At 72.7% G+C, this 22,001-nt stretch carries 22 protein-coding genes; 11 read left to right on the top strand and 11 right to left on the bottom strand.

Going from position 1 to position 22,001, the window contains the following annotated elements; translation table 11 throughout:
* Positions 1 to 94: 94 nt before the first annotated feature.
* Complete coding sequence (locus EJK16_RS09335; RefSeq protein WP_127128632.1) at positions 95 to 991, bottom strand: hypothetical protein; 897 nt, start codon at positions 989 to 991, stop codon at positions 95 to 97.
* A gap of 166 nt (positions 992 to 1,157) precedes the next feature.
* On the opposite strand from EJK16_RS09335, the gene EJK16_RS09340 reads away from it, so the two are divergent.
* Positions 1,158 to 1,799, top strand: a complete 642-nt coding sequence (locus EJK16_RS09340; RefSeq protein ID WP_240645914.1) for a vitamin K epoxide reductase family protein — start codon at positions 1,158 to 1,160, stop codon at positions 1,797 to 1,799.
* 128 nt (positions 1,800 to 1,927) lie between these two features.
* Here EJK16_RS09340 and fucP read toward each other — a convergent pair whose 3' ends face one another.
* A complete protein-coding gene (gene fucP / locus EJK16_RS09345; protein WP_127128634.1) occupies positions 1,928 to 3,268 on the bottom strand; it encodes an L-fucose:H+ symporter permease in 1,341 nt (446 codons plus the stop codon).
* A gap of 156 nt (positions 3,269 to 3,424) precedes the next feature.
* Entirely contained in the window at positions 3,425 to 3,727 is a 303-nt protein-coding gene (locus EJK16_RS09350; protein WP_127128636.1) for a putative quinol monooxygenase, read from the bottom strand.
* Between the two features lie 232 nt (positions 3,728 to 3,959).
* Between EJK16_RS09350 and EJK16_RS09355 the strand changes: the two genes are divergently transcribed.
* The gene (locus EJK16_RS09355; protein WP_127128638.1) at positions 3,960 to 4,895 is read left to right on the top strand and encodes a carbohydrate kinase; all 936 of its coding nucleotides are present in this window, start codon (positions 3,960 to 3,962) and stop codon (positions 4,893 to 4,895) included.
* A gap of 70 nt (positions 4,896 to 4,965) precedes the next feature.
* On the opposite strand, the gene EJK16_RS09360 is transcribed toward EJK16_RS09355, so the two are convergent.
* Complete coding sequence (locus EJK16_RS09360) at positions 4,966 to 5,460, bottom strand: hypothetical protein (RefSeq protein ID WP_127128640.1); 495 nt, start codon at positions 5,458 to 5,460, stop codon at positions 4,966 to 4,968.
* 457 nt (positions 5,461 to 5,917) lie between these two features.
* On the opposite strand from EJK16_RS09360, the gene EJK16_RS09365 reads away from it, so the two are divergent.
* The 6 genes from EJK16_RS09365 (at position 5,918) to EJK16_RS09385 (ending at position 11,011) form a co-directional block, all read left to right on the top strand.
* Positions 5,918 to 6,199: a dsRBD fold-containing protein gene (locus tag EJK16_RS09365; protein WP_127128642.1), complete on the top strand. Its 282-nt coding sequence runs from the start codon at positions 5,918 to 5,920 to the stop codon at positions 6,197 to 6,199.
* 151 nt (positions 6,200 to 6,350) lie between these two features.
* Positions 6,351 to 6,767, top strand: a complete 417-nt coding sequence (locus tag EJK16_RS09370) for a hypothetical protein (RefSeq protein WP_127129270.1) — start codon at positions 6,351 to 6,353, stop codon at positions 6,765 to 6,767.
* Positions 6,768 to 6,797: 30 nt separating this feature from the next.
* Complete coding sequence (locus EJK16_RS20175; RefSeq protein ID WP_240645915.1) at positions 6,798 to 6,962, top strand: hypothetical protein; 165 nt, start codon at positions 6,798 to 6,800, stop codon at positions 6,960 to 6,962.
* A complete protein-coding gene (locus EJK16_RS09375; protein WP_240645916.1) occupies positions 6,959 to 7,495 on the top strand; it encodes a DUF2243 domain-containing protein in 537 nt (178 codons plus the stop codon). The genes EJK16_RS20175 and EJK16_RS09375 overlap by 4 nt, the downstream gene beginning before the upstream one ends.
* A 164-nt stretch (positions 7,496 to 7,659) precedes the next feature.
* Positions 7,660 to 9,264 carry a peptide chain release factor 3 gene (locus EJK16_RS09380; protein ID WP_205739686.1) on the top strand — a complete coding sequence of 535 codons (1,605 nt, stop codon included), beginning with the start codon at positions 7,660 to 7,662 and terminating at the stop codon, positions 9,262 to 9,264.
* A gap of 160 nt (positions 9,265 to 9,424) precedes the next feature.
* Positions 9,425 to 11,011: a ribonuclease J gene (locus EJK16_RS09385; RefSeq protein ID WP_240645942.1), complete on the top strand. Its 1,587-nt coding sequence runs from the start codon at positions 9,425 to 9,427 to the stop codon at positions 11,009 to 11,011.
* A gap of 105 nt (positions 11,012 to 11,116) precedes the next feature.
* Here EJK16_RS09385 and EJK16_RS09390 read toward each other — a convergent pair whose 3' ends face one another.
* The 5 genes from EJK16_RS09390 to EJK16_RS09410 form a co-directional block, all read right to left on the bottom strand.
* Positions 11,117 to 13,000, bottom strand: a complete 1,884-nt coding sequence (locus tag EJK16_RS09390) for an ABC transporter ATP-binding protein (RefSeq protein WP_127128646.1) — start codon at positions 12,998 to 13,000, stop codon at positions 11,117 to 11,119.
* Positions 12,997 to 13,881 (bottom strand): ABC transporter permease, encoded by an 885-nt coding sequence (locus EJK16_RS09395; RefSeq protein ID WP_127128647.1) that lies wholly within the window; start codon positions 13,879 to 13,881, stop codon positions 12,997 to 12,999. Before EJK16_RS09395 ends, EJK16_RS09390 begins: the two co-directional genes overlap by 4 nt.
* Before the next feature lies 1 nt (position 13,882).
* Positions 13,883 to 14,827 (bottom strand): ABC transporter permease, encoded by a 945-nt coding sequence (locus EJK16_RS09400; RefSeq protein WP_127128649.1) that lies wholly within the window; start codon positions 14,825 to 14,827, stop codon positions 13,883 to 13,885.
* A 26-nt stretch (positions 14,828 to 14,853) separates the two neighbouring features.
* Positions 14,854 to 16,383, bottom strand: a complete 1,530-nt coding sequence (locus EJK16_RS09405; RefSeq protein WP_127128651.1) for an ABC transporter substrate-binding protein — start codon at positions 16,381 to 16,383, stop codon at positions 14,854 to 14,856.
* 161 nt (positions 16,384 to 16,544) lie between these two features.
* Positions 16,545 to 16,766 (bottom strand): hypothetical protein, encoded by a 222-nt coding sequence (locus tag EJK16_RS09410; protein ID WP_127128653.1) that lies wholly within the window; start codon positions 16,764 to 16,766, stop codon positions 16,545 to 16,547.
* 138 nt (positions 16,767 to 16,904) lie between these two features.
* Here EJK16_RS09410 and EJK16_RS09415 point away from each other — a divergent pair, with 138 nt between their 5' ends.
* The 3 genes from EJK16_RS09415 to EJK16_RS09425 are packed head-to-tail and all read left to right on the top strand — an operon-like array spanning position 16,905 to position 20,055.
* Positions 16,905 to 17,684, top strand: coding sequence for a DUF4386 domain-containing protein (locus tag EJK16_RS09415; protein WP_127128655.1), 780 nt, complete (start codon positions 16,905 to 16,907; stop codon positions 17,682 to 17,684).
* 47 nt (positions 17,685 to 17,731) lie between these two features.
* The gene (locus tag EJK16_RS09420; RefSeq protein WP_127128657.1) at positions 17,732 to 18,529 is read left to right on the top strand and encodes an alpha/beta fold hydrolase; all 798 of its coding nucleotides are present in this window, start codon (positions 17,732 to 17,734) and stop codon (positions 18,527 to 18,529) included.
* Complete coding sequence (locus EJK16_RS09425) at positions 18,526 to 20,055, top strand: SpoIIE family protein phosphatase (protein ID WP_127128659.1); 1,530 nt, start codon at positions 18,526 to 18,528, stop codon at positions 20,053 to 20,055. The genes EJK16_RS09420 and EJK16_RS09425 overlap by 4 nt, the downstream gene beginning before the upstream one ends.
* A gap of 19 nt (positions 20,056 to 20,074) precedes the next feature.
* Here EJK16_RS09425 and EJK16_RS09430 read toward each other — a convergent pair whose 3' ends face one another.
* Both EJK16_RS09430 and EJK16_RS09435 read right to left on the bottom strand, forming a co-directional pair.
* Positions 20,075 to 20,962, bottom strand: a complete 888-nt coding sequence (locus EJK16_RS09430; protein ID WP_127128661.1) for a hypothetical protein — start codon at positions 20,960 to 20,962, stop codon at positions 20,075 to 20,077.
* Between the two features lie 141 nt (positions 20,963 to 21,103).
* Positions 21,104 to 21,991 carry an ABC transporter permease gene (locus tag EJK16_RS09435; protein WP_127129274.1) on the bottom strand — a complete coding sequence of 296 codons (888 nt, stop codon included), beginning with the start codon at positions 21,989 to 21,991 and terminating at the stop codon, positions 21,104 to 21,106.
* Between the last annotated feature and the right edge of the window lie 10 nt (positions 21,992 to 22,001).

Raw genomic sequence — 22,001 nt, forward strand, 5'->3', positions numbered from 1 at the left:
GGGCCACCAACAACAACGACGAACCGCCGTTCTAGTCCGAGCATGTGGTGACAACGCGCGCAAATCGCGAGGCCCAGCAACACACCTCGATGAGTCAGGCACGTTGCTCCTGGCGGAGCCTCTCAATCTTCGCCCGCGCGGCCTCCGCAGCCGCGCGGGCGTTCTCGTAAGCAGCGTCGGCGGCGTTGCGTTCGCCGTCGGTCTGGGTGAGTTCCTTCTCCACCAGGCTGAGGTCACGCTCGGCCTGGTCCAGCCGCTCTTGGAGCTCGTCGATCTCGGAGCGCAGATGGATGCTCCGCTCATCGAGGCTGCGCAGACGCTGTTCGGCGTCACGCAGCCTCTTCTTCGCGCGTGACGCCGTGGCCGCAGCGACCTCGGCCTCCTTGCGTGCACGCGCAAGCTCCCGGGTCCTGTCCCGCGCTACCGACGGTGTCTCGCGGGTGGACGGTCGGGGCCGTGCCGCTTGCGCTGTCACTGCCTCCGGGACCGCCAGAATCCCGGTGAGGTCGACGGGACCCAGCCCGGTTGCCGACATCGGCTGGACGAGCAGACCCGTCCGCAGCGCGGCCTCCGCGTCCTCGTCTGCCATCGCCGCGTGAAGAGTCGACTCCACCTGCGTCGCGACCGCATCCGTCACCCGGTGCCCGAGTGCGCCGGCGGCCGAGCGCCCCTGCCGCACGACGGCCATGATCAGCTTCCGCCGCTGCAGATCCAGCTCCCGCAGCTGCGGTCCGTCCAAACTTTCCTGGGCCTGCCGCAGCGCTGCGCCCAGATCGAGAACCTGCCCGATCTCTTCGGTCATCTGCCGCACCATCATGTTGACCACCCACGCCGGGGCGGAAGGCTTCGGAAGCGCCCCGATCGCGCCGGCCAACTCGTGGTCCCCGGCCGCCTTGATCTCACGGGCGCGATCGTTGCGCGCCTGAATGAAATCTGCCGGGTCCCGGCCGTACAGGTCGTGAGCCACCGCGATCAGGTCCGTCATCTGCATTCGTCCCACTCTGGTCGGAGTCGCTCCAGGATGGCAGCACGAACCGCCCCGTAAGCGCGCTGGCCCGCGCCTGAGTCGGAGGTCCTACGTCCCGACAAGGCAGACCCGGACATACTTCCCTCATGAGTGCCGCATCCCGCCGCCCGGCCCGATCGGCGAGCCGGCCGTGACCGCCGCCGCCCTTGAGACCGACCTGCTGCCCGACGACCCCGGCGCAAGAGTCCGCGGCAACCGGCGGGTCTTCGCCGTCATGCTCGCGTCCTCCCTGCTGAGCCTCGTGGCCTCCTTCGTGCTCTCCGTGGACGCGGTGCGCCTTGCCGCGAACCCCGACGTCGCCCTCACCTGCAACATCAACGCCGCCATCTCGTGCGGCAAGGTTGCGGAGGCGTGGCAGGCAAGCCTCTTCGGGTTCCCCAACGCCTTCCTCGGCCTCGTCACCGAGCCGGTCGTCATCACCATTGCCGTGGCCGGTCTCGCGGGCGTCCGCTTCCCACGGTGGTTCATGCTCAGTGCTCAGGGCGTGTACCTGCTCGGGCTGATCTTCGCCTACTGGCTCTTCGCCCAGTCGTTCTTCGTCATTGGCGCACTGTGCCCGTGGTGCCTCCTGGTGACGGCCTCCACGACGACGGTCTTCACGAGCCTGTTGCGGTTCAACATCGGCGAGAACAACTTCGGGCTGAGCCGGCGCCTGCACGAACGAGCGCAGTCGCTGCTTCGCATGGGCGTGGACTACGCGATCGTCGTCGTCGTGTTCGTCACGCTCGCCGCCGCGATCGTCCTCAAGTACCAGCACGAGCTGTTCGGGTAGACCGGCTGCCCTGTCACGTCGTGCAGACGGACGCAGCCGTGCCGGGGGCACCCCTCGATGGACGCGAAGCGACTCGGACGCCCGCACGAGGGACCACGAGGGGCCCGCAGAAGCACTGCCGCCACCGGTCAGGACACGGCGCCCTCGGTCACGAGCGCGCCACCATGCCGGGCGGTGCGCAGGTCGAACAGGGCGTAGGCCGTGACGAGGGCAAGGCACACCGCCGGCACGATGTAACCCACGTTCGTGCCGGCCACGTCCATGACCCTGCCCTGGACCATCGGTAGCAGAGCCCCGCCCAGGATGGCCATGACCAGGCCGGCCGCGCCGAACTTCGTGTCCGCACCCAGGCCCTGGAGGGCGACGCCGTAGATGGTGGGGAACATCAGGGATAGCGACACGGAGATTGCGACGACCGCGATCAGCCCCACGATGTTGGGCGAGAGGACCGCGATGAGCCCAAGGACCACCCCGAGTGCGCCCATGGCGAACAGCAGCTTCGTCGGCCGGATGATCCCGAGAAGGTAGGTCATCACGAAGCGAGAGATGAGGAACAGGATCAAGCTCGCCTGCAAGAACCAGCCCGAGTGCTTGACGGGGACGCCCACCACGTCCTGGGCGTACTGGATGGTGAACGTCCACGTGCACACCTGCGCAGCGACGTTGAAGAACTGTGCGGCCACCCCGTACCGGTAGTGCCGGTTGTGCCACAGCCGTCCGAGTGCGCCCTTGCGCCCGGTCGCTGCGCCCTCGTCGTGCTCAGCCGGCGTGTGCATCTTCCGGAAGAGGATGAGGAGCCAGATCAGGATGAGCACGGCGGCGATACCCGTGTACGGGCCCAGCACCAGCCCGAGGTCGTCGGCCTGGGCCTGGCCGAGCTGCGCAGGCGTCATCGTCGCCTTCTGCGCCTCGGTCGTGATCCGCGGGAGGATGAGCACCGCACCGAGCAGGACGCCGATATTCGCGCCGACCGGGTTGAACGACTGCGCGAGGTTGAGGCGCTGCGTCGCGGTGACCTCGGGCCCCATCGCGATCACGAAGGGGTTCGCGGAGGTCTCGAGAATGGAGAGCCCGGCGGCGAGGACGAACAGCGCCAACAGGAAGAAGCCGTACTCGAGGAGCTTGCTGGCAGGGATGAAGAGCAGTCCTCCGACCGCCGCCAGCCCCAGCCCTGTGAGCACGCCGGCCTTGTAGCCGAACCGCCTGTTGATAAGGGCGGCGGGGATGGCGAGCGAGAAGTACGCCCCGTAATACGCGAACTGCACGAGTGCCGACTGGAAGTTCGACATGGTGAAGATGCGCCGGAACACACCGACCAGCACGTCGGTGAGGTTGGCGGCCGACCCCCATGCTGCGAAACAACACACCAGCAGGATGAAGGGAACGGTCAGGCCCGGGTAGACCAGGCCCGGCTTACCCCTGTCACGGCCGTCCGACGATCGGCCCTCGACAACCGGCTCCTGCGGCATGGGTACCACCCCCGACGACGGCGGCGAGCGCGAACTGTGACGTAGGACACTTCACCGGGGACAACCCTAAACCCGCAACCACTTCCCTGGCGCGCCAGACTCTCCTCTTACGCGGGCGCCGAGCGCCGGCCCGTGCACACGGGCGCGAACGCTCGCCTACTTCTCGTCCATCAAGCGCAGGTCGGACGGCTCGCGCAGCAGGTCCTCCAGGATGCGGTTCCCCTCGGTGTTGTAGGGCTGCCGCATGTGCTCGTCCCACGCCGCTCTCGAGCGGAACATCTCGAGCATGACCCAGGAGTGCGGGTCGTCCTGCGGCTGCACGAGGTGCATGAACACGCATCCTGGCTCGTTGAGCGTGTGGCGGCGCATGGACTGCAGCTGCGCCTCTGCCTCTTCGAGCCGGTCAAGCCGCGGCTTGATGGTGACCACGAGGAAAAGGGCCTTCTCCTGCTCGCTCATGGCCCCCTTCCTACTCCACCTTCGCCGCATTTTCCCGCCGAGCGCCTAGCGTCGAGTGGCGCGCGTGGGCCACCGAGTCCCGCGCCCGGCCATCTCCTGCCACCGCCGGGCGGCCCGCCGGAGCTGTCGTGTGGCCGACCGCTTTGGCTCGTCAGTATGCTGTGCGGGCCAGCCACGGTCCTGACCGCGCGGCGGCGCACGAGTAGTACCTCTCGTCGAAAGAGGTGGCGCGGTGTTCGCTGTTGTCGGAGAGGCACTGGTCGACCTGGTCGGCCAGCGCGGCGGCACCACGTGGGTCGCGCACCCGGGCGGCAGCCCGGCCAACGTCGCGCTGGGGCTCGGCCGGCTGGGCCAGCCCGTGACGCTGACCACCCGCCTGGGCCGCGACGCCTTCGGTGAGCTGATCTCGGCCCACCTGCAAGCCAGCGGCGTCCGGGTCGACGCCGGCCCGGACGGACGCGTCGCGACCAGCCTCGCGATCGCCTCCCTCGCGGCGGGGGTGGCGTCGTACGACTTCCGGATCGAGTGGGACGTCGGTCCCCTCGACCCGCTGCCCATTGAGACACGCTGCCTGCACACGGGGTCGCTGGCCACCGTCCTGCCCCCCGGGAGCTCGAATGTCGTGCAGCTGATGGAGCGGGAGCGCGAAAGGGGCCGGGTCACCATCTCGTACGACCCGAACGTGCGCCCCGCGCTGCTCGGTGACCCCGCCCAGGCGCGGCCGTCCATCGAACGGCTCGTCGCCCTCTCCGACGTCGCGAAGGTCAGTGACGAGGACCTTCATTGGCTCTATCCCGACCGGCCCGACGAGGACGTGGCCCGCGAGTGGCTCGCCTCGGGACCCGCCGTCGTGGTGGTCACGAGGGGTGGCAAGGGTGTCTTCGCTGTGGCGGCCGGGGGCGAGCTGCGCCTCCCGGCGGTGACGATCGACCTGGTTGACACGGTCGGCGCGGGGGACTCCTTCACGTCCGGCCTGCTCGACGGGCTCCATCGCGCGGGCCTGCTCGGCGGCCAGCGCAGGGACGCGCTCGCCGCGATCGATGAGGCGACGCTCCGCAGCGTGGTCGACTCGGCGGGCATGATCGCAGCCATCACGTGCTCGCGGCCCGGCGCCGACCCGCCCACCCGGGCGGAGCTCGACGCCGCTCTCCGCAAGCAGCGACGCTGAGGCATTCCGGCGCCGGCCGAGACAACTTCGCCTACGCGCCGCTGGTGGCGCGTCCTCGCCGCCGCTGCTGTCAGTCCTGGACGGCCGCGACGTGCGTGACGGGCAGGTGGAACTTGCGCTCGAGGCGCCGCGGCAGATCCTCGTGCAACCAGCGCGATAGGTGCGCCGGCAGCGTCGAGACGATGATCTCGTCGAACTGACGACTTTCCATCGCCCGCTTCGCCGCCCGCATCGGGTCCGCCTCGCCCACCTCTCCGCCCACCGGGGCGCCGAGGGTCTTGAGCTGCTCCAGCGCCGCGTCGAGCTTGGTCTGGGCCATGCGGCGCGCCTCCTCGGGTGAGGCCTGGATGACGGGCACGCCACCCATCACCGGGATGGCCGGCAGGCTCGGCGCCAGGTCACCCACCGGGGTCGCCGGTACGACGACCCAGAACTCGGACGGTCCCGCCGTCACGCGTTCCTGGACCACCTGCATCAGCTCGTCACGGTCGAGCGTCTGGTAGGCAAGCACCATGTAACGACGCGGCGTCGCGCCTGATGTTGTTGGGGTTCCGTTCTCGCTCATCGCTCGTTCTCGCTTCCCTGCGACGAACACCGACCACGAAGGACTCGCAGCGCCCGCCCCGGGCTGCGACGCCCCGGGCTGGCACCTCAAACGGTACGCCGCACGAGGGCCCGGGGCACCCACACGCGGGAGGAAGACGGGCTAACGCACGCCGAGGGGCGAGCGCGTGGAGCGCCGGCGCGAACGGTTCATCAGCTGCCGCGCGGCCCGCCGGCCCCGGGGGACCTTCGGTTCTGTCACTCCACCTTGGGCCACGCCGGCCGGTCACGCAGACGCGCGGCCGGGCGGCGCGCTCCCCGAAGCCTGGTCGGTGATGGCCCCGGGCGGCTGGGACTGGGCTGCTGCGCCGGCACGACGTCCGCCGGGCGGGGTGCGGCCTGGTGACGCAGACGTCGAGCGGGGAGACTTGGGTCAGCGATCAGTGAACCCCAGGCCCGGCTGGTAGAGGAGTCACGTCATGGCACACACGTGGAACGTGCAGATCCAGCTCTTCAGCGCGGAGGAGGTGCGCTCCGACGAGCCGCTCACCACCGCCGAGGCCGAGCTGACGACGTCGGGCGGGACGACGCTGCGCGGCTTCGGGCGCGCACGCAAGGATCCCCACGACCCGGATATCCCCGAGATCGGCGAGGAGCTCGCGGCCGCCCGTGCTCTGCGTGACCTGGCCGACCGACTCCTCCGCGCCACCTCGGACGACCTCGCGGCGATCGAGCACCACAAGGTCCACGTGCATCCCTGACGGCCGTCGGCACGCTCGGAAGGCGCCCCCTGCAGGGCCGCCCTATGCTCGCGGGCGTGCCGAGAGGAGCGAGCGCTGCCCGTTGAGGTGACGAGACCGCGGGAGCTCGCCCGCGCGGCCGGTCGCGGCCGGTCTTGTGGGCGTGGCGGTGATGACGGCGGGTGAGAAGCTCGAGCAGCGGCTGACGAGGCGGCCCAGCTCCTACGTCCCCGCGCGCGCCCTCCTCACGCTGCTGGGCCGGCACCCCGACGACGGTGACCAGCCGCCCGGGTGGAACCACGCCATGCACTGGGGCACCGGCGCGGTCCTCGGTGCCCTGCGCGGGGTCTGGTCGGTCACCGGTCTGCGCGGCCCGATGGTGCACACCCGGCACACCGCTACCCGCCTCGCGTTCGACCAGACCCTGGAGAACGCCACGGGGGTGGGCTCGCCGCCGCGCTCCTGGCCCGCCGAGGAACAGGTCGTCGACGTCCTGCACAAGGCCGTCTACTCGGTGGTGACCGGGATCGTGGCGGACCGGTGGATCCCGCCGGTCCTGGAGTCCCCCCGAGGCGTCAGCAGCCACTGACCGCGACGAGGCCCGTGCCGGGGAGCAGCTATGAGCGAGCAGCAGGCCCCGCCGGGCCGGGTGGACCAGGACCGGCGTCGGTCCGTGGGCGCGGCCGTCCTCATCGGCGCGGGCGTCATGGCGGCCATCGACGAGATCGCTTTGACCAGCTCCTGGGCTGGCACCACTTCTACGACCGCTCGACGCCGGAGGTGACGCTGGCCTCCGACGGCTTCCTCCACGCCGTCGAGCTCATGATGCTCGTGGCGGGCATCTTCCTCGTCGCCGACCTCGCCCGCCGGCGCGGCCTGGCACCTGCGCCCGCGTGGGGCGGATTCCTCCTCGGCGTGGGCGGCTTCCAAGTCTTCGACGGGCTCGTGAACCACAAGGTGATGGGTCTGCACGAGATCCGTTACGACGTAGACCTCCTCCCCTACGACCTGCCCTGGAACGCCGTCGGCGTCATCCTGCCTCGTCGGCGCGCTGATCATCTGGCGCTCGGCACGCGGCCGGGCGCCGGCAGACGCCCCACCGCGCCGGTGACGCAACGGCGGTCGGGTGGAGACCGTGGCGGTGTGCGTGGTGGAGGGGGCGCGGTGACGAGCTGGTGGGCGACGGTGCTCGTCGCCGCAGCGCCTCCGCTCGCCTACCTCGGCGCCGTGCTCGCCAGGCCTCGCACCCTGCCGGTGTGGAGCCTGTGGCGCACCGCGGCATGGATGCTCGGCGCGCTCCTCGTCTCGGCCGCCTGAGCCCACGGCACGCCCCGGCTGCGTGCGCCCTGAGCGGCGGACGAGGGAGGCCGACGTCTCGCCGGCCGGGCCGGGCGTCGCATCCCACACGCAGCCGGGCGAATCTTAAGGCAACGCCAGCGTAGGATGGGGTGGTTTGCCAGCAATCACAACAAGGAGGGCCCGTGGGACACGGCGTCATCAGCACGGCGCCCCAGGACGCCGACGTCGCCGCGCAGGCGGGCAGCCGCCGGTCCTTCGCGGTGATCAGCCACCCCGACGCCGGCAAGTCCACCCTGACCGAGGCCCTCGCGCTGCACGCGCACGCGATCAACGAGGCCGGCCACACCAACGGCAAGAGCGGCCGGCGCCACACCGTCTCCGACTGGATGGACATCGAGCAGGCCCGCGGCATCTCCATCAGCTCGGCCTCGCTCCAGCTGAACTACCGCGACACCGTCCTGAACCTCGTCGACACGCCCGGGCACGCCGACTTCTCCGAGGACACCTACCGGGTCCTGTCCGCGGTCGACGCCGCCGTGATGCTCATCGACGCCGCCAAGGGCCTCGAGACGCAGACGATGAAGCTGTTCAACGTCTGCAAGCACCGCGGCATCCCGATCATCACGGTCATCAACAAGTGGGACCGGCCCGGCCTGGACCCGCTCGCCCTCATGGACGAGATCACCGAACGCACGGGCCTGAGCCCGACACCGCGGACCTGGCCGGTCGGCAGCGCGGGAGACTTCCGCGGCGTGCTGGACCGGCGCACCGGGCAGTACGTGCACTTCACCGCCACCGCCGGCGGCGCCCACATCGCCCCCGAGGACGTCCTCGGCCCGGAGGACGCCGCCGCGCAGGAGGGCGAGGCCTGGACGACCGCCGTCGAGGAGGCCGACCTCCTCAGCATTTCCGGCGCCGACCACGACCAGGAGACGTTCCTCGCGGGGGTCTCCACCCCGGTGCTGTTCGCCGCCGCGGTGCGCAACTTCGGCGTCCACGCCCTGCTGGACACGCTCGTCGACCTCGCCCCCGCCCCGGCGCCCCGGCCCACCGCCGTCGGCGAGGCCCGGGCGGTCGAGGACCCCTTCAGCGCCTTCGTCTTCAAGATGCAGGCGGGGATGGACACCTCGCACCGCGACCGCCTCGCCTTCGTGCGCGTGTGCTCGGGCACGTTCGAGCGCGGGATGGTCGTCACGTGCGCGCGCACCGGCCGGCCGTTCGCGACGAAGTACGCGCAGCAGGCCTTCGGCCGGGAGCGCGCCGTGATCGAGCAGGCCTTCCCGGGCGACGTCGTCGGCCTGGTCAATGCCACCGACCTCCGTGTCGGCGACACCCTGTACCTCGGCCCCGCGATCGAGTACCCGGCCCTGCCGACCTTCGCCCCGGAGCACTTCGCCACCGTCCGCGCCCGCGACGCCGGCCGGTACAAGCAGTTCCGCCGCGGCATCGCCCAGCTCAGCGCCGAGGGTGTCGTCCAGGTGCTGCGCTCGGACCTGCGCGGGGACCAGGCTCCCGTCCTCGCCGCCGTCGGCCCTATGCAGTTCGAGGTGGCCCAGCACCGCATGGCCAGCGAGTTCAACGCCCCGGTGCACCTCGAGACCCTCAGCTACTCCCTCGCGCTGCGCACGACCGCCGAGTGGGCGCCCGTGCTCGACGGCGAGCTCGGCGTCGAGGTGCTGCGCCGCGAGGACGGCGACCTCCTCGCCCTCTTCCCGGACAAGTGGCGCCTGCAGTCCGTGCGCCGCGTCCACCCGGACGCCGCCCTCGAACCTCTCGTGGCCGCCTGACCGGGCCGCGACCTGTCATCCCGGGGCACCCGCCCCGTCCCCCACACGAAAGACTGAACACTTGTCATCTGCCCTGAACGGCCTCAAGACACCGCCCGCCCTCCCCCGCGGCGGGCTGCGCGTCACCCCGCTCGGCGGGCTCGGTGAGATCGGTCGCAACATGACCGTCTTCGAGAACGCCGGCAAGCTCCTCATCGTCGACTGCGGCGTCCTCTTCCCCGAGGAGAACCAGCCCGGCATCGACGTCATCCTGCCCGACTTCTCCTCCATCCGGGACCGCCTCTCCGACGTCGTCGCGATCGTCCTGACGCACGGCCACGAGGACCACATCGGTGGCGTGCCGTACCTGCTCAAGGAGCGCGCCGACATCCCCGTCATCGGGTCCGAGCTGACCCTGGCGTTCCTGACCTCCAAGCTCAAGGAGCACCGCATCACCCCGAAGGCGGTGCACGTCGAGGCCGGCGACGTTCGCCAGATGGGCCCCTTCGGCCTGGAGTTCGTCGCCGTCAACCACTCGATCCCCGACGGCCTCGCCGTCGCGATCCGCACGGACGCCGGGCTGGTGCTGCACACCGGCGACTTCAAGATGGACCAGTTCCCGCTGGACAACCGCATCACGGACCTGCGCCACTTCGCGCGCCTGGGCGAGGAGGGCGTGGACCTCTTCCTCACCGACTCCACCAACGCCGAGGTCCCCGGCTTCACCATGTCCGAGCGGGACCTCATCCCGGCGATCGACCAGGTCTTCGCCACCGCGCCGCGCCGGATCATCGTCTCGAGCTTCGCCAGCCACGTTCACCGGATCCAGCAGGTGCTGGACTCGGCGCACGCCCACGGGCGCAAGGTGGCCTTCGTCGGCCGCTCCATGGTCAAGAACATGGGCATCGCGCGCGACCTCGGCTACCTGAACATCCCCCGCGGCCTCGTCGTGGACTTCAAGAAGCTCGAGTCCATGCCGGACAACAAGGTGACCCTCGTGTGCACCGGGTCCCAGGGCGAGCCGCTGGCGGCGCTGGCCCGCATGGCCAACGGCGACCACCAGATCCGGATCGGCGACGGCGACACCGTCCTGCTCGCCAGCTCCCTCATCCCGGGCAACGAGAACGCCATCTACGGCATCATCAACAAGCTCACCGACCTGGGCGCCAACGTCGTCCACAAGGGCAACGCGAAGGTCCACGTCTCCGGGCACGCCAGCGCCGGCGAGCTGGTCTACTGCTACAACATCGTCCGGCCCAGCAACGTCCTGCCGGTCCACGGCGAGTCCAAGCACCTCCACGCCAACGCCGAGCTGGCCATCCGCACCGGGGTGGACCCGGACCAGGTGATCATCGGGCGCGACGGCGTCACGATCGACCTCATCGACGGCCGAGCCAAGGTCTCCGGCAAGGTCCAGGCCGAGCTGGTCTATGTCGACGGCCAGATGGTCGGGGCGGCCACGGAGGAGACCCTCCAGGAACGGCGCCTCCTGCGCGAGGGCGGCGTCGTCACCGTGCTCGCCCTGCTCGACCCCGACACCAACATGCCGGCGGAGCCGCTGGAGTTCCTCACCCGCGGCTTCGTCTACGACGACCGCACCTTCGACGGCGCGTCCGCGGAGGTCGTCAAGGCGCTGACCAGGGCCGCGGAGCAGAAGGTCAACGACCTCAAGCGGCTCGAGTCGATCATCGCGAACGCCGTGAGCCGCTACATGCAGCGCACCTACCGGCGGGAGCCGGCCGTCATCGCCATCGTGGTCGACGCGTAGCAGCCCCTCGGTCGCCACGTCCCCGAACCTGGGGCGTGGCGACCGCGTCCGCTCATCGGCCCGGCGCGCGGCCTCCTCGGCCCCGGCCGCGCGGTCCTAGCGGCCTCATCGGGCCCGGCGCGCGGCCTCCCGCGCGGCCAGCTCGGCGCGCAGCGACATGGAGGAGCCGACCAGGGTGCGGGTGTACGGGTCGCGGGGCCGTTCGTAGACGTCCTCCACGCGGCCGGACTCGACGATCTCGCCGCCGTGCAGGACGACGACCGTGTCGCAGAGTCGGCGCACCACGCCCAGGTCGTGCGAGACGAACACCAGGCTCAGCTGGTACTCGTCGACGAGGTCGGCGAGCAGGTTGAGCACCTGTGCGCGCACCGAGACGTCGAGCGCGGAGACCGGCTCGTCCGCGACGAGGACCTGCGGCCGGCGGACGAGGGCCCGGGCGATGGAGATGCGCTGGCGCTCGCCGCCGGAGAACTGGTGCGGGTAACGCTCCGCCGAGTCCCGCGGCAGCCCCACGGCGGCGAGCATGTCCGCCACCATCGTCGCCTGCTCCCGCCGCCCGACGGCGGAGCCCGGGGTCTGCAGCGGCTCGGCGACGACCTGCTCGACGGTCATGCGCGGGTCGAGGGACCCCATCGGGTCCTGGAACACGATCTGGAGGCTGCGCCGCAGCGCGGTCAGGTCGCGTTCGGTCGCGCCGGCGACCTCGTCGCCGGCCACCCGCACGCTGCCCGACGTCGGCTGGTCCAGCCCTGCCAGGATGCGCAGGAGCGTGGACTTGCCCGAGCCGGACTCCCCCACCACGCCGAGACGCTGGCCGGGGGCGACGTCGAAGGAGACGCCGCGCAGGGCCTCGACCTCGACGGACCTGCCGAGCAGGGAGGGGCGGCCTCGGCGGTACGTGCGGAGGAGATCCCTGACCGAGACGATCGGCGCGACGCCGGGGCGGGGCCCGGGCTGCTCGCGGGCCGCGGGCGGGACAAGGGTGGTGGCCACCGGCCCCGTGGCCACCGGCCCCGTGGCCACCGGCCCCGTGGCCACCGGCCCCGTGGCGGCCGGCCCCGTGGCGGCCGGCCCCGCCGGCCGCGCTCCGCCGTCGTGCGCGCGCGGCGGCACGTACCAGGCGGCCGAGGCGACCGTGAACAACCGGCCGCGGGAGTCGGTGGCGTCGAGGTCGGAGGCCGCCAGCAGCCCACGGGTGTAGGGATGCCGCGGGCGGGTGAAGACCTCCTCGGTGGCGCCCTCCTCGACCACCCGGCCGTCGTTCATGACCAGGACCCGGTCGCACACGTTGGCGACGACGGCGAGGTCGTGCGTGATGAACAGCAGCCCGGTGCCGCGCTCGGTCACCGACGCGAGCGCGAGGTCGAGGACCTGGCGCTGGACGGTGACGTCCAGGGCGGTGGTGGGCTCGTCGGCGACCAGGAGCGCGGGGTCGTTCGCCAGGGCCATGGCGAGCATGGCGCGCTGGCGCTGGCCGCCCGAGAGCTCGTGGGGGTAGGCGCGTGCCGCGCGCGCGGGGTCGGGCAGCCGGACCTGGGCGAGCAGCTCGAGGGCCCGCGCCCTGGAGCCGGCGCGGCCGCCGGCGGTGCGGTGGATGTCCATGACCTCGGCCACCTGGGTGCCCACCCGCATGAGCGGGTTCAGCGCGGAGAGCGGCTCCTGGAAGACCATGGTCATGTCCTTGCCGCGCACGGCCCGCAGCTCGCGGTCGGTCCCGGTGACCATGTCCGGCGCGACGCCGGCGAGGCGCACGGAGCCCGCGGCGTGCACGCCCTCGGGCAGCAGCCCCATCAGGGCCAGCGCGGTCATCGACTTCCCGGAGCCGGACTCACCGATCAGGCCGACGCGCTCGCCGCGGGCCATCGTGAGGTTCACGCCCTCGACGAGGGTGCGGCGCCCCGTGGCGACCCTCAGGTCGGTCACGGTCAGCAGGGCGGCGGTGACCTCGCCGGCGGTCGTGGCCGCGGCGGCGGACGGCCCGGCACTCATGCCCTCCGCCCCAGCCTGGGGTCGAGGTGGTCCCGCAGCCCGTCACCGAGGAGGTTGAGGCCAAGGACGGCGACGGCGATGGCCAGGCCCGGCCAGACGGCGAGCATCGGCTCGGTGCCCAGGAACTGCTGCGACTCCTGCAGCATCCGCCCCCAGGAGGGCACCGGCGGTGGCGTGCCGAGCCCCAGGAACGACAGCCCCGCCTCGGCCAGCACGGCGAGCGCGAAGGAGGTCGAGCTCTGCACGATCACCATGCCCGCGATGTTGGGCAGCACGTGACGCCGGGCGATGCGCAGGGGCCGCTGGCCGGACGCGCGGGCGGACAGGATGAACTCGGCGCTCATCACCTGGAGGGTGCCCGAGCGCGCCACCCGGGCGAACGCGGGGACGGATGCGACGCCGATGGCGACCATGGCGGTCGTCGTGCTGGCGCCGAGGACGGCGCCGAGCATGATGGCCAGTAGCAGGGCCGGGAAGGCCAGCACGACGTCGGAGACGCGCATGACGAGCTGCTCGACCCGGCCGCCCCGCATGCCCGCGACGATGCCGAGGGGGGTGCCGACCACGAGCGCGATCCCCACGGCGACGACGCCCACGAGCAGCGTGACCTGCGCGCCCTCGAGGATGCCGGAGAAGACGTCCCGCCCGTAGCGGTCGGTGCCCATGAGGTGGGCGGCGCTCGCGCCCAGCAGCCGGTCCTGGGGCGCCGCCCGGACCGGGTCGAAGGGCGTCCAGACGAACGAGAGCAGCGCGGCGCCCACCACGACGGCGACGAGCGCGGCGCCGACGACCAGGGTGGCGGACGGCCCGCGCCGGCGTGGGCCGGGCCGGGCGCCGAGCCCGGCGGCGGGGCCGTGCGGGTCGCTCGGGATCAGGGACATCTCACGCCCTCCGGATCCGCGGGTCGAGGACGGTGTAGAGCAGGTCGACGAGCAGGTTGACGGTCAGCACGAGCACCACGAGGACCATGACCACGCCCTGGACGGCGACGAGGTCGCGGTTGCCCACCGAGTCCAGCAGCATCGAGCCCAGCCCCGGGATGGCGAAGACGCGCTCGACGACGACGGCGCCGATCACCAGGGCGGCGAGCTGCACGCCGGAGATGGTGAGCACCGGGATGGCGGCGTTGCGCAGGCCGTGGCGCACGAGCGACCGGGTCGGGCTGAGCCCCTTGGCGCGGGCCGTGCGCAGGTAGTCCTCCCCCATCACCTCCAGGACGGCCGAGCGGACGTACCGCGTCAGCACCGCGCCCTGCACCGACGCCAGGGCGAGGACGGGCAGCAGGACGCGGCGCAGGAAGTCGCCCGGGTCGACGGCGGGGGCGGTCCACCCGTTGGCGGGGAGCCAGCCCAGGTTCACCGCGAAGACGACGACCAGCAGGATGCCGGCGAGGAAGCTCGGCACCGCCACCCCCACCTGGGAGAACGCGGAGAGGAGGACGCCGGTCACGCTGCGGTGGCGCACGGCCGCGAGGGTGCCCAGCGGGACGGCGACGACCAGGGCGACGAGCATGGCGAGGCCGACGAGGATGAGGCTGACCTGGACGCGGTCGAGGATGAGCGGGCCGAGTCGCTGCCCGGTGACGACGGAGGTGCCGAAGTCACCGACCGGCAGGCCGAGCACCCAGTCCGCGTACTGCACCACGAGCGGCCTGTCGGTGCCCATCTCGGCGCGGGTCCGGGCGAGCAGCTCGGGCGTGGCGTTGACCCCCAGGGCTATCTGGGCGGGGTCGCCCGGGATGACGCGCATGACGAGGAAGACGGCCACCGATGCGCCCGCGAGCGTGACGGCGAATCGCGCGACGTAGGCCAGCATTCGCTGGGCCACGGGGAGTCCCACTGCTCGGCGCCCCGTCAGGCGGCCCAGGCGATGTCGGTCAGGTCGAGGGCCTCCGTGACGGAGTTGGCGGGGATCCCGGTGATGTCCGCCTTGGCGACGACGAGGGTGGGGAACAGGAAGAGGGGGTCGGCGGCGGCGTCCTCGGTGACCGTGCGGACCACCTCGCGCATCCCCCGGACGTACTGGTCCTCGCCGACGGCGGCGTCGGCGGCCGCGGCGAGGGGGGCGATCCTCGCTGCGTCGTACCCGATGTAGTAGTCGGGGTTGTCGAACATCGTCAGGAAGTCCCTCGCCTCGACGGCCAGGATGACGGACATCTGGTAGTCGTGGCGGGTGAAGACCTGGTCCAGCCAGACCGCGGGGAACTCCGCGGACTCGATGGTGGCGCGGATGCCCGCCTCGGCGAGCTGGGAGACCACGATCTCGGACACCGCCGTCGCGTAGGGGCGGGTGGGCACGGTGAACGTGACGTCCAGCCCGTCCGGGTGGCCGGCCTCGGCGAGGAGGGCCCGCGCCTTGTCGGGGTCGTACGGGTAGACGCCGGTGAGGTCCTCGTAGTACGGGTCGGTCGGCGGCACCGCGGCGCCGATCAGGGTGCCGTGGCCGTCCCAGGCGGTGTCGACGACCGCCTGCCGGTCGATGGCGTGCATGACGGCCCGGCGGACGCGGACGTCGTCGAAGGGCGCGGCCCTGTTGTTCATCGACAGCATGACCTCCCCGTTGGAGGTGCCCTCGAGAACCTGGAACGCGTCGTCGTCCTCGAAGGTCTGCAGCAGCTCCGGTGCCTGCATGTTGTAGACGACGTCGGCGTCGCCCGCGCGCAGCGCGTTGGTGGTGGCGACGGCGTCGGCGAAGTAGCGCAGGACGACGGTGCGGACGCCCGGCGCCCGGCCCCAGTAGTCGTCGCGGGCGGCCAGGGTGATGGCCTGTCCACGCGCCCAGTCGGCGACGGTGAAGGGGCCGGTCCCGATGGGCTCATTCGCGAGGTCGTCGACGCCGGCGGGGTCGAACATGGCCCCGACGAGGGTGCCCATCGCGAACAGCCAGGCGTGGGACGGCCGCGCGAGCCGGACCTCGACGCGGGTGTCGGAGAGCGGCGTCACGGACTCGACGACGTCCATCTGCGCCTTCAGGGACGAGCGCCACGCGTCGGACTGCACCCGCTCGATGGAGAACTTCACGTCCGCGGCGGTGAAGGCCTCCCCGTTGGAGAAGGTCACGCCCGGCTGGAGGTCGAAGGTGTAGACCGTGCCGTCGGCGCTGACCTCCCAGGACCGGGCGAGCAGCGGCTGGATCTGGCCGTCCTGGTCGATCTGAACGAGGCCCTCGTAGACGTTGGTCATGAGGGCCTGCGGGATGGCCGCGCCCGCGGTGGTGGTGAAGTCGAGGTTGACGGGCTCACCGGTCAGGGCGACGGTGAGGGTGTCCGCACCGACCTCCGAGCCGCCGGCGTCGGCGCTGTTGGAGGCGCCGGCGCTGCAGGCCGTCAGCGCCGTCGCCGCGACGACCGCCATCGCCGCCCGCATGACCTTCTTCTGCCACATCTGCTCGTCCGATCCTCCGCGGGCCCGCGACCCCCCGCACGGGGTCCCGCCCAATTTTCCGCCATGGCTGGGACGGACTTGCGCCGTCCGCATCGCTGGAGCATGCCACAGACGCGGGACGGGCCGCGGACGTGATGCCGCGAGGGGGCGCGGCGGGCGGGCTACGCCTGGGCGCGGTCGCGTTCGATGAGCTCTTGGACGAACGGCAGCCGGGCGACGAACCGCTCGCGCTCCGCGCCCCTGCGCACCTCGGGCAGGGCGTAGAAGCCCGCCCGCGCCGCCACGAACTCCACCCACTGCTCGTGCGTCACGGCCCTGAAGAAGTACGCGCCGGCGACCAGGCGGTCCAAAGCCTCGTCCCCGCGCTGCTCGTCGCTGATCACCTGTCGATCCTATGGAGGCCACCACCGCGCGGCGAATGCTGTCTCGCGGCGCGGAACGCCGGCGGCGCCCTGGTCACGTGAGCGCCGGGCGGATAGCGTGCGCCTACACGCGAGCCCCCACCCCGGAACCAGGCGACCATGGCACCTAGGCGCACGACCAGGAACCTGCAGCGCACGACCGGGGCGCTCTTCGTGGTGGGCGCCGTCGCCTTCGCGCTGGCGGCCAGCGTCCTGTCCGCGACCTTCGACTGGCCGGACATCCTCCGCGAGCCCGCCGGCGTCGTCCTGCCCGCGTTCGCCGACGGCGGCCCCTCCCTCGTCTGGACCTGGTTCGCGACGGCGTGGACGTACGCGATCATCGCGGTCCCGATGCTGTTGCTGCCGGCCGCCCTCGGGCTGCGGGAGGACCCGGCGCTGAGGGTGGCCACCGCCGTCGGTGCGGCCTCGGTGCTGCTGTCCCTCATCGGGTTCCTCCGCTGGGTGTTCGTGGTCCCGCCCCTGGCGCGCGCCTTCGTCGCGGGGGACGCGACCACCCGGGCGGCCGTCGAGGGCGCCTGGACCGCGCAGCACCAGTTCGGCGGCGCGCTCCTCGGCGAGCACCTCGGGCAGCTCCTCGTGATCGCCTGGTCGGTGACGGTCAGCGTGGTCGTCATGCGCACCCACGCCCTCCCCCGCTGGCTGGGCGCCGGCGGCGTCGTCGTCAGCGCGCTCTACCTCCTCAACCAGGGCGACATCCTCGCCACGGCCGTCCCCGGCTTCCCGGTCTGGGAGCTTGCCGGCCTGCTCGGGAGCACCGCCTGGGGCCTGTGGGTCGCCGCGCTCGGCGTCACGCTGCTCCTCCGCCGCGTCCGCGACGAGCCGCCGGGGGCCGGACGGTCGGGGCCCGCGCTGCCGGACGCCGTCCAGGCGGGCGCCTGAGCACCCGGTGAGCCCGGCGTGGAGGGCGGTTCCCCTAAACTGCGGGCATGGACGTCATGACACGGCACAACGTGCGGGTGAGCGGCCGCCCCGGCGGGCCCCCGATGGTCTTCGCGCACGGCTTCGGCTGCGACCAGGGCATGTGGCGGTACGTCGCGCCGGCGTTCGAGGAGACGCACCGCGTGGTGCTGTTCGACCATGTGGGCGCCGGCGGCTCGGACGCCTCCGCCTTCGACCCGGCCCGTCACGGCCGGCTGGACGGGTACGCGGCGGACGTGGTGGAGATCATCGACGCGCTCGCGCTCGGGCCGGTCACCTTCGTCGGCCACTCGGTCAGCGCCATGGTGGGCGTGCTCGCGGGGCTCCAGCGGCCCGAGCTCATCGACCGTCTGGTCCTCATCGGGCCGAGCCCGCGCTACATCGACGACGACGGCTACCGCGGCGGGTTCAGCCAGGAGGAGATCGACGAGCTGCTCGAGACCATGGACGACAACTATCTCGGCTGGTCCGCCCACATCGCCCCGGTCATCATGGGCGTGCCCGACCGGCCCGAGCTCGGCGAGGAGCTCACGAGCAGCTTCTGCCGCATGGACCCCGTGATCGCCCGCCAGTTCGCCAAGACGACCTTCCTGTCCGACAACCGTGACGACCTGGCACGGGTGGCCACGCCGGCCCTGGTCGTCCAGTGCCGCGACGACGTCATCGCCCCCGTCGAGGTCGGCACCTACGTGCACGAGAACCTCACCGACAGCGAGCTCGTCATCCTCGACGCGATCGGCCACTGCCCCAACCTCAGCGCCCCGGACCAGCTCATCACGGCCATGAAGAGCTATCTCACCGCGTGAGCCCCGACCGGGACGGCGCGTGGGACCTGGCGCCCTGCGGCCTGCTCACCCTCCGGGAGGACGGCACCGTCGTCGAGGCCAACGCCACCTTCCTGGAGTGGGTCGGGCGGGGCGAGGCGGAGGTCGCCGGGCGGCTGCGGCTGAGCGAGCTGCTCTCCGTCGGCGGGCGGATCTACTGGGAGACGCACCTGTCCCCCATGCTCTTCGTCGACGGCCGCATCGACGAGGTGGCCCTCGAGCTCCGCGCGCCGCAGGGCCGGCTACCCGTCCTCGTGACGGCGGTGGTGGGCCCCGCGGCGGAGGGCGAGCCGGTCAGCGTGCGCGTGGCGCTCTCCAGCGCCCGCGAGCGTTCCCGGTACGAGCGCGAGCTGCTCGCCGCCCGCAAGGAGGCGGACCGGTCCGCGGCCCAGACCCGGGTGCTCCAGCGGGTGACGTCGGCGCTGTCGAGCGCCGTCGGCGTCGACGGCGTCATGGGCGCCCTGCTCGCCCAGGCGACGGGGACGCTCGGCGCCGCCTCGGCGACGTTCTGGCTCGCGGAGCCCCGGGAGGGGCTGGTCCCGCGCGCGGCGTCGGGAGAGCCGCTCGGGGTCGCGCCGCGCCCCGCGGCCGGTCCTCGCGCGCGCGCGGCGGTGGCCGACGGCGGGCGGGTGCTCGTGCCGCTGCAGGGGCAGTCGAGCCTCCGGGGCGTCCTGTCGATAGCGCCCCGGGACGACCCGATGGCCGACCCCCTCGACCTGCAGGTCCTGACCGCCGTCGGGGAGCAGGGCGGCCTCGCCCTGGACCGCGCGCAGCTGTACGAGCAGAGTGCGAGCGTCGCGCACCAGCTCCAGCAGTCGCTGCTGGCCGTCGAGGTGCCGCAGGACGGCCGCTTCGTCGTCACGACCGCGTACCGGCCCGGCGTCGAGGTTCTCGAGGTCGGTGGCGACTGGTACGACGCCTTCCTCGTCGAGCGGGACGTCCTCGCCGTCGTGGTCGGCGACGTGGTGGGCCGCGGCCTGGGGGCCGCCGCCGCCATGGGCCAGCTGCGCAGCGCGGTGCGGGCGGTGGCCGGGCCGGAGATCGGCCCCGCGGGCGTGCTGTCGCGGCTCGACAGGTTCGTCGGGCAGGTGGATGCGGCGGCGTCGGCCACCCTCGCGTACGCGGAGGTGAACCTCGCCACGGGACGCATCCGGCACGCCTCGGCCGGGCACATGCCGCCGCTGCTGCTCCCGGCCGGCGGCGGGGCACGCCTCGTCTGGGACGGGCGCTCCACGCCCCTCGGCCTGGTGCGCCCCGGCGTCGAGCGCGCGGAGGCGGACCTGCACCTACGCCCCGGTGACCGGCTGCTCCTGTTCACCGACGGGCTCGTGGAGCGGCGGCGGCGCTCGCTGCGCGAGGGTCTGGAGATCCTGAAGGGGGTCGCCGCCGACGTCCACGGCGCGCCGCCCGCCGAGGCCGTGGACGTCCTCGTGCGCCGGCTCCTCGAGGACGAGCAGGGCCACGACGACGTCTGCGTGCTGCTGCTGTCCTGGCTCGGTCCGAGCTAGAGCGGCGTCGCCGGCCCGATCAGGGCGTGGGGTCGCTCCCGCCGCCCCGGCCGGCATCCTCCGCCGGAGCCTGCAGCTGCGTGGGCGCCGGCGCCGGCTCGTGGGTCTCCGTGGTCTTCGCGGGGCCGGGCGAGGGCGTCGGCTCGTCGGTTTCCGGCGTCGACGTGGGGTCCGGCGTCGGCTGGTCGGTTCCCGCAGTCGCCGTGGGGTCGGGCGTCGGCTCCTCGGGCCCCGGCGTCGCGGTGGGGTCCGACGTCGCGGTGGGGTCCGACGTCGCGGTCGGCGCGTCGGGGGCCCCCGGCGCGGGGGCCGGCTCGTCGACGGACGTGGTCCCGAGCAACGAGGTCCCTGCGCCCTGCTCGTTGCGCACGACGTCGGTCAGCGGCTTGCCCACGGCCAGCTCGACGAGCGTGACGGCACCGAGCATGGTCACGAAGACGGCGCCGATGGTCACGACAATCCTCCGGCGGCCGTAGCGCCTCACCGCGGCGCGCCATGCGGCGCGCCACCGGCCCGGGGCCTTGCCGTCGGGCTGCCGCGTGCCGCCGTGGGCGCCGATGGCCGTCGACCCGGTCCGGACGGCGCGCGACCGCACGGTCCTGATCGGTGCCGCCGAGGTGACCCGCTCGGCGGTACGCCGCAGGGAGGTCGTGTAGACGTAGTTGCCCAGCACCGTGAGGATGCTGGACAGCCCGGCGCCGATGATCGTCCCGGCCACACCGAGGTACGACAGCAGGATCGTCGCGGTGACCGCGGCCAGCGCGCTCGCGGTGATCTGGGTGCCCGACGGTCGGTCCGGCGCCGCCCGGGTGTCCCTGGGCTCTGGTTCCGCCTGCTCGGGTGCGAGATCGGCCGGCTGCGCGGCGGTGGACGTGGATCCGGTGGGCTTCTGGTTCGTCGAGGTCAAGGCATCGATTTTAGTGGCGGACCGATGGCCACACGCCGCGAGGCCGGGTGGGGCGCGCCACAGGCTCGGCGGCTTGGTGGGACCGCGCGGCGGGCGGCGGCGAGGTGCGGCGGGCGGCGGCGGGGTGCGCGGGACGCGCGGTCAGGACAGGACGTCCTTCGTGACGAAGCGCCCGTAGGCGAGCGCGCCGAACACGAGGACGTAACCGGCCTGGAGGAGGGCGTTGTCCGCGAACGAGGTCCACAGGACCGGCTCGCGCAGGAGGTCCGCGAAACCGAGCCAGTACCGGCTGAACAGCCAGGGGTGCAGCCACGCGAGCTGGTCGAGAGACCCGAGCACCTGCGCGACGACGGAGAGCACGACGGTCGTGGCCATCGCCCCGACCGGCACGTCGGTGAGGGTGGAGACGAACAGCCCGACGGCGGACAAGCCGAGCAGGGACACCGTCACGTAGGCCGCCACCAGCAGGGAGCGGACCACCGACTCGCCGACGCCGATCGTGGTCCCGGAGAGCAGCGTCGCCGGGCCCACCGGGAAGAGGGCGGCGCCGATGGCCGCACCCACCAGGACGACGGTCACCGTGGCGGCCACGCAGAACGCCGCGGCGCCGGCGTACTTCACGAGCAGCAGCCGCAGGCGTCCCGCCGGTGCCACGAGCAGGTAGCGCAGCGTGCCGAGGCCCGCCTCGCCGGCGATCGTGTCGCCGGCGACGACCCCGACGGTCAGGGGCAGGAACAGCGGGATCGTCACCACGATGGCAGTGACACTGACGAAGAGCCCGTTCTGGGTGATCCGGTCGAGGAACGGCGGCCCCTCCCCCGGCCCCGGCGGGGAGGAGGAGAGGCGCACGGCGACGGCGATGAGGACCGGGATGGCCGCGAGCGCCAGCAGCATGGCCCACGTGCGGCGGCGCCGGAAGAGGACGGTGAGCTCCGAGCCGAGCAGCGCCCAGCCGGCGGACGGCGCCGCCGCCTCGCGCGGCGGTCCCGCCCCGTCGCGCGCCGCCTCAGCCGTCTCGCGCGGCGGCACGTCGCGCGCC

The organism is Georgenia sp. SYP-B2076 (assembly GCF_003991205.1).
Lineage (GTDB): Bacteria > Actinomycetota > Actinomycetes > Actinomycetales > Actinomycetaceae > Georgenia.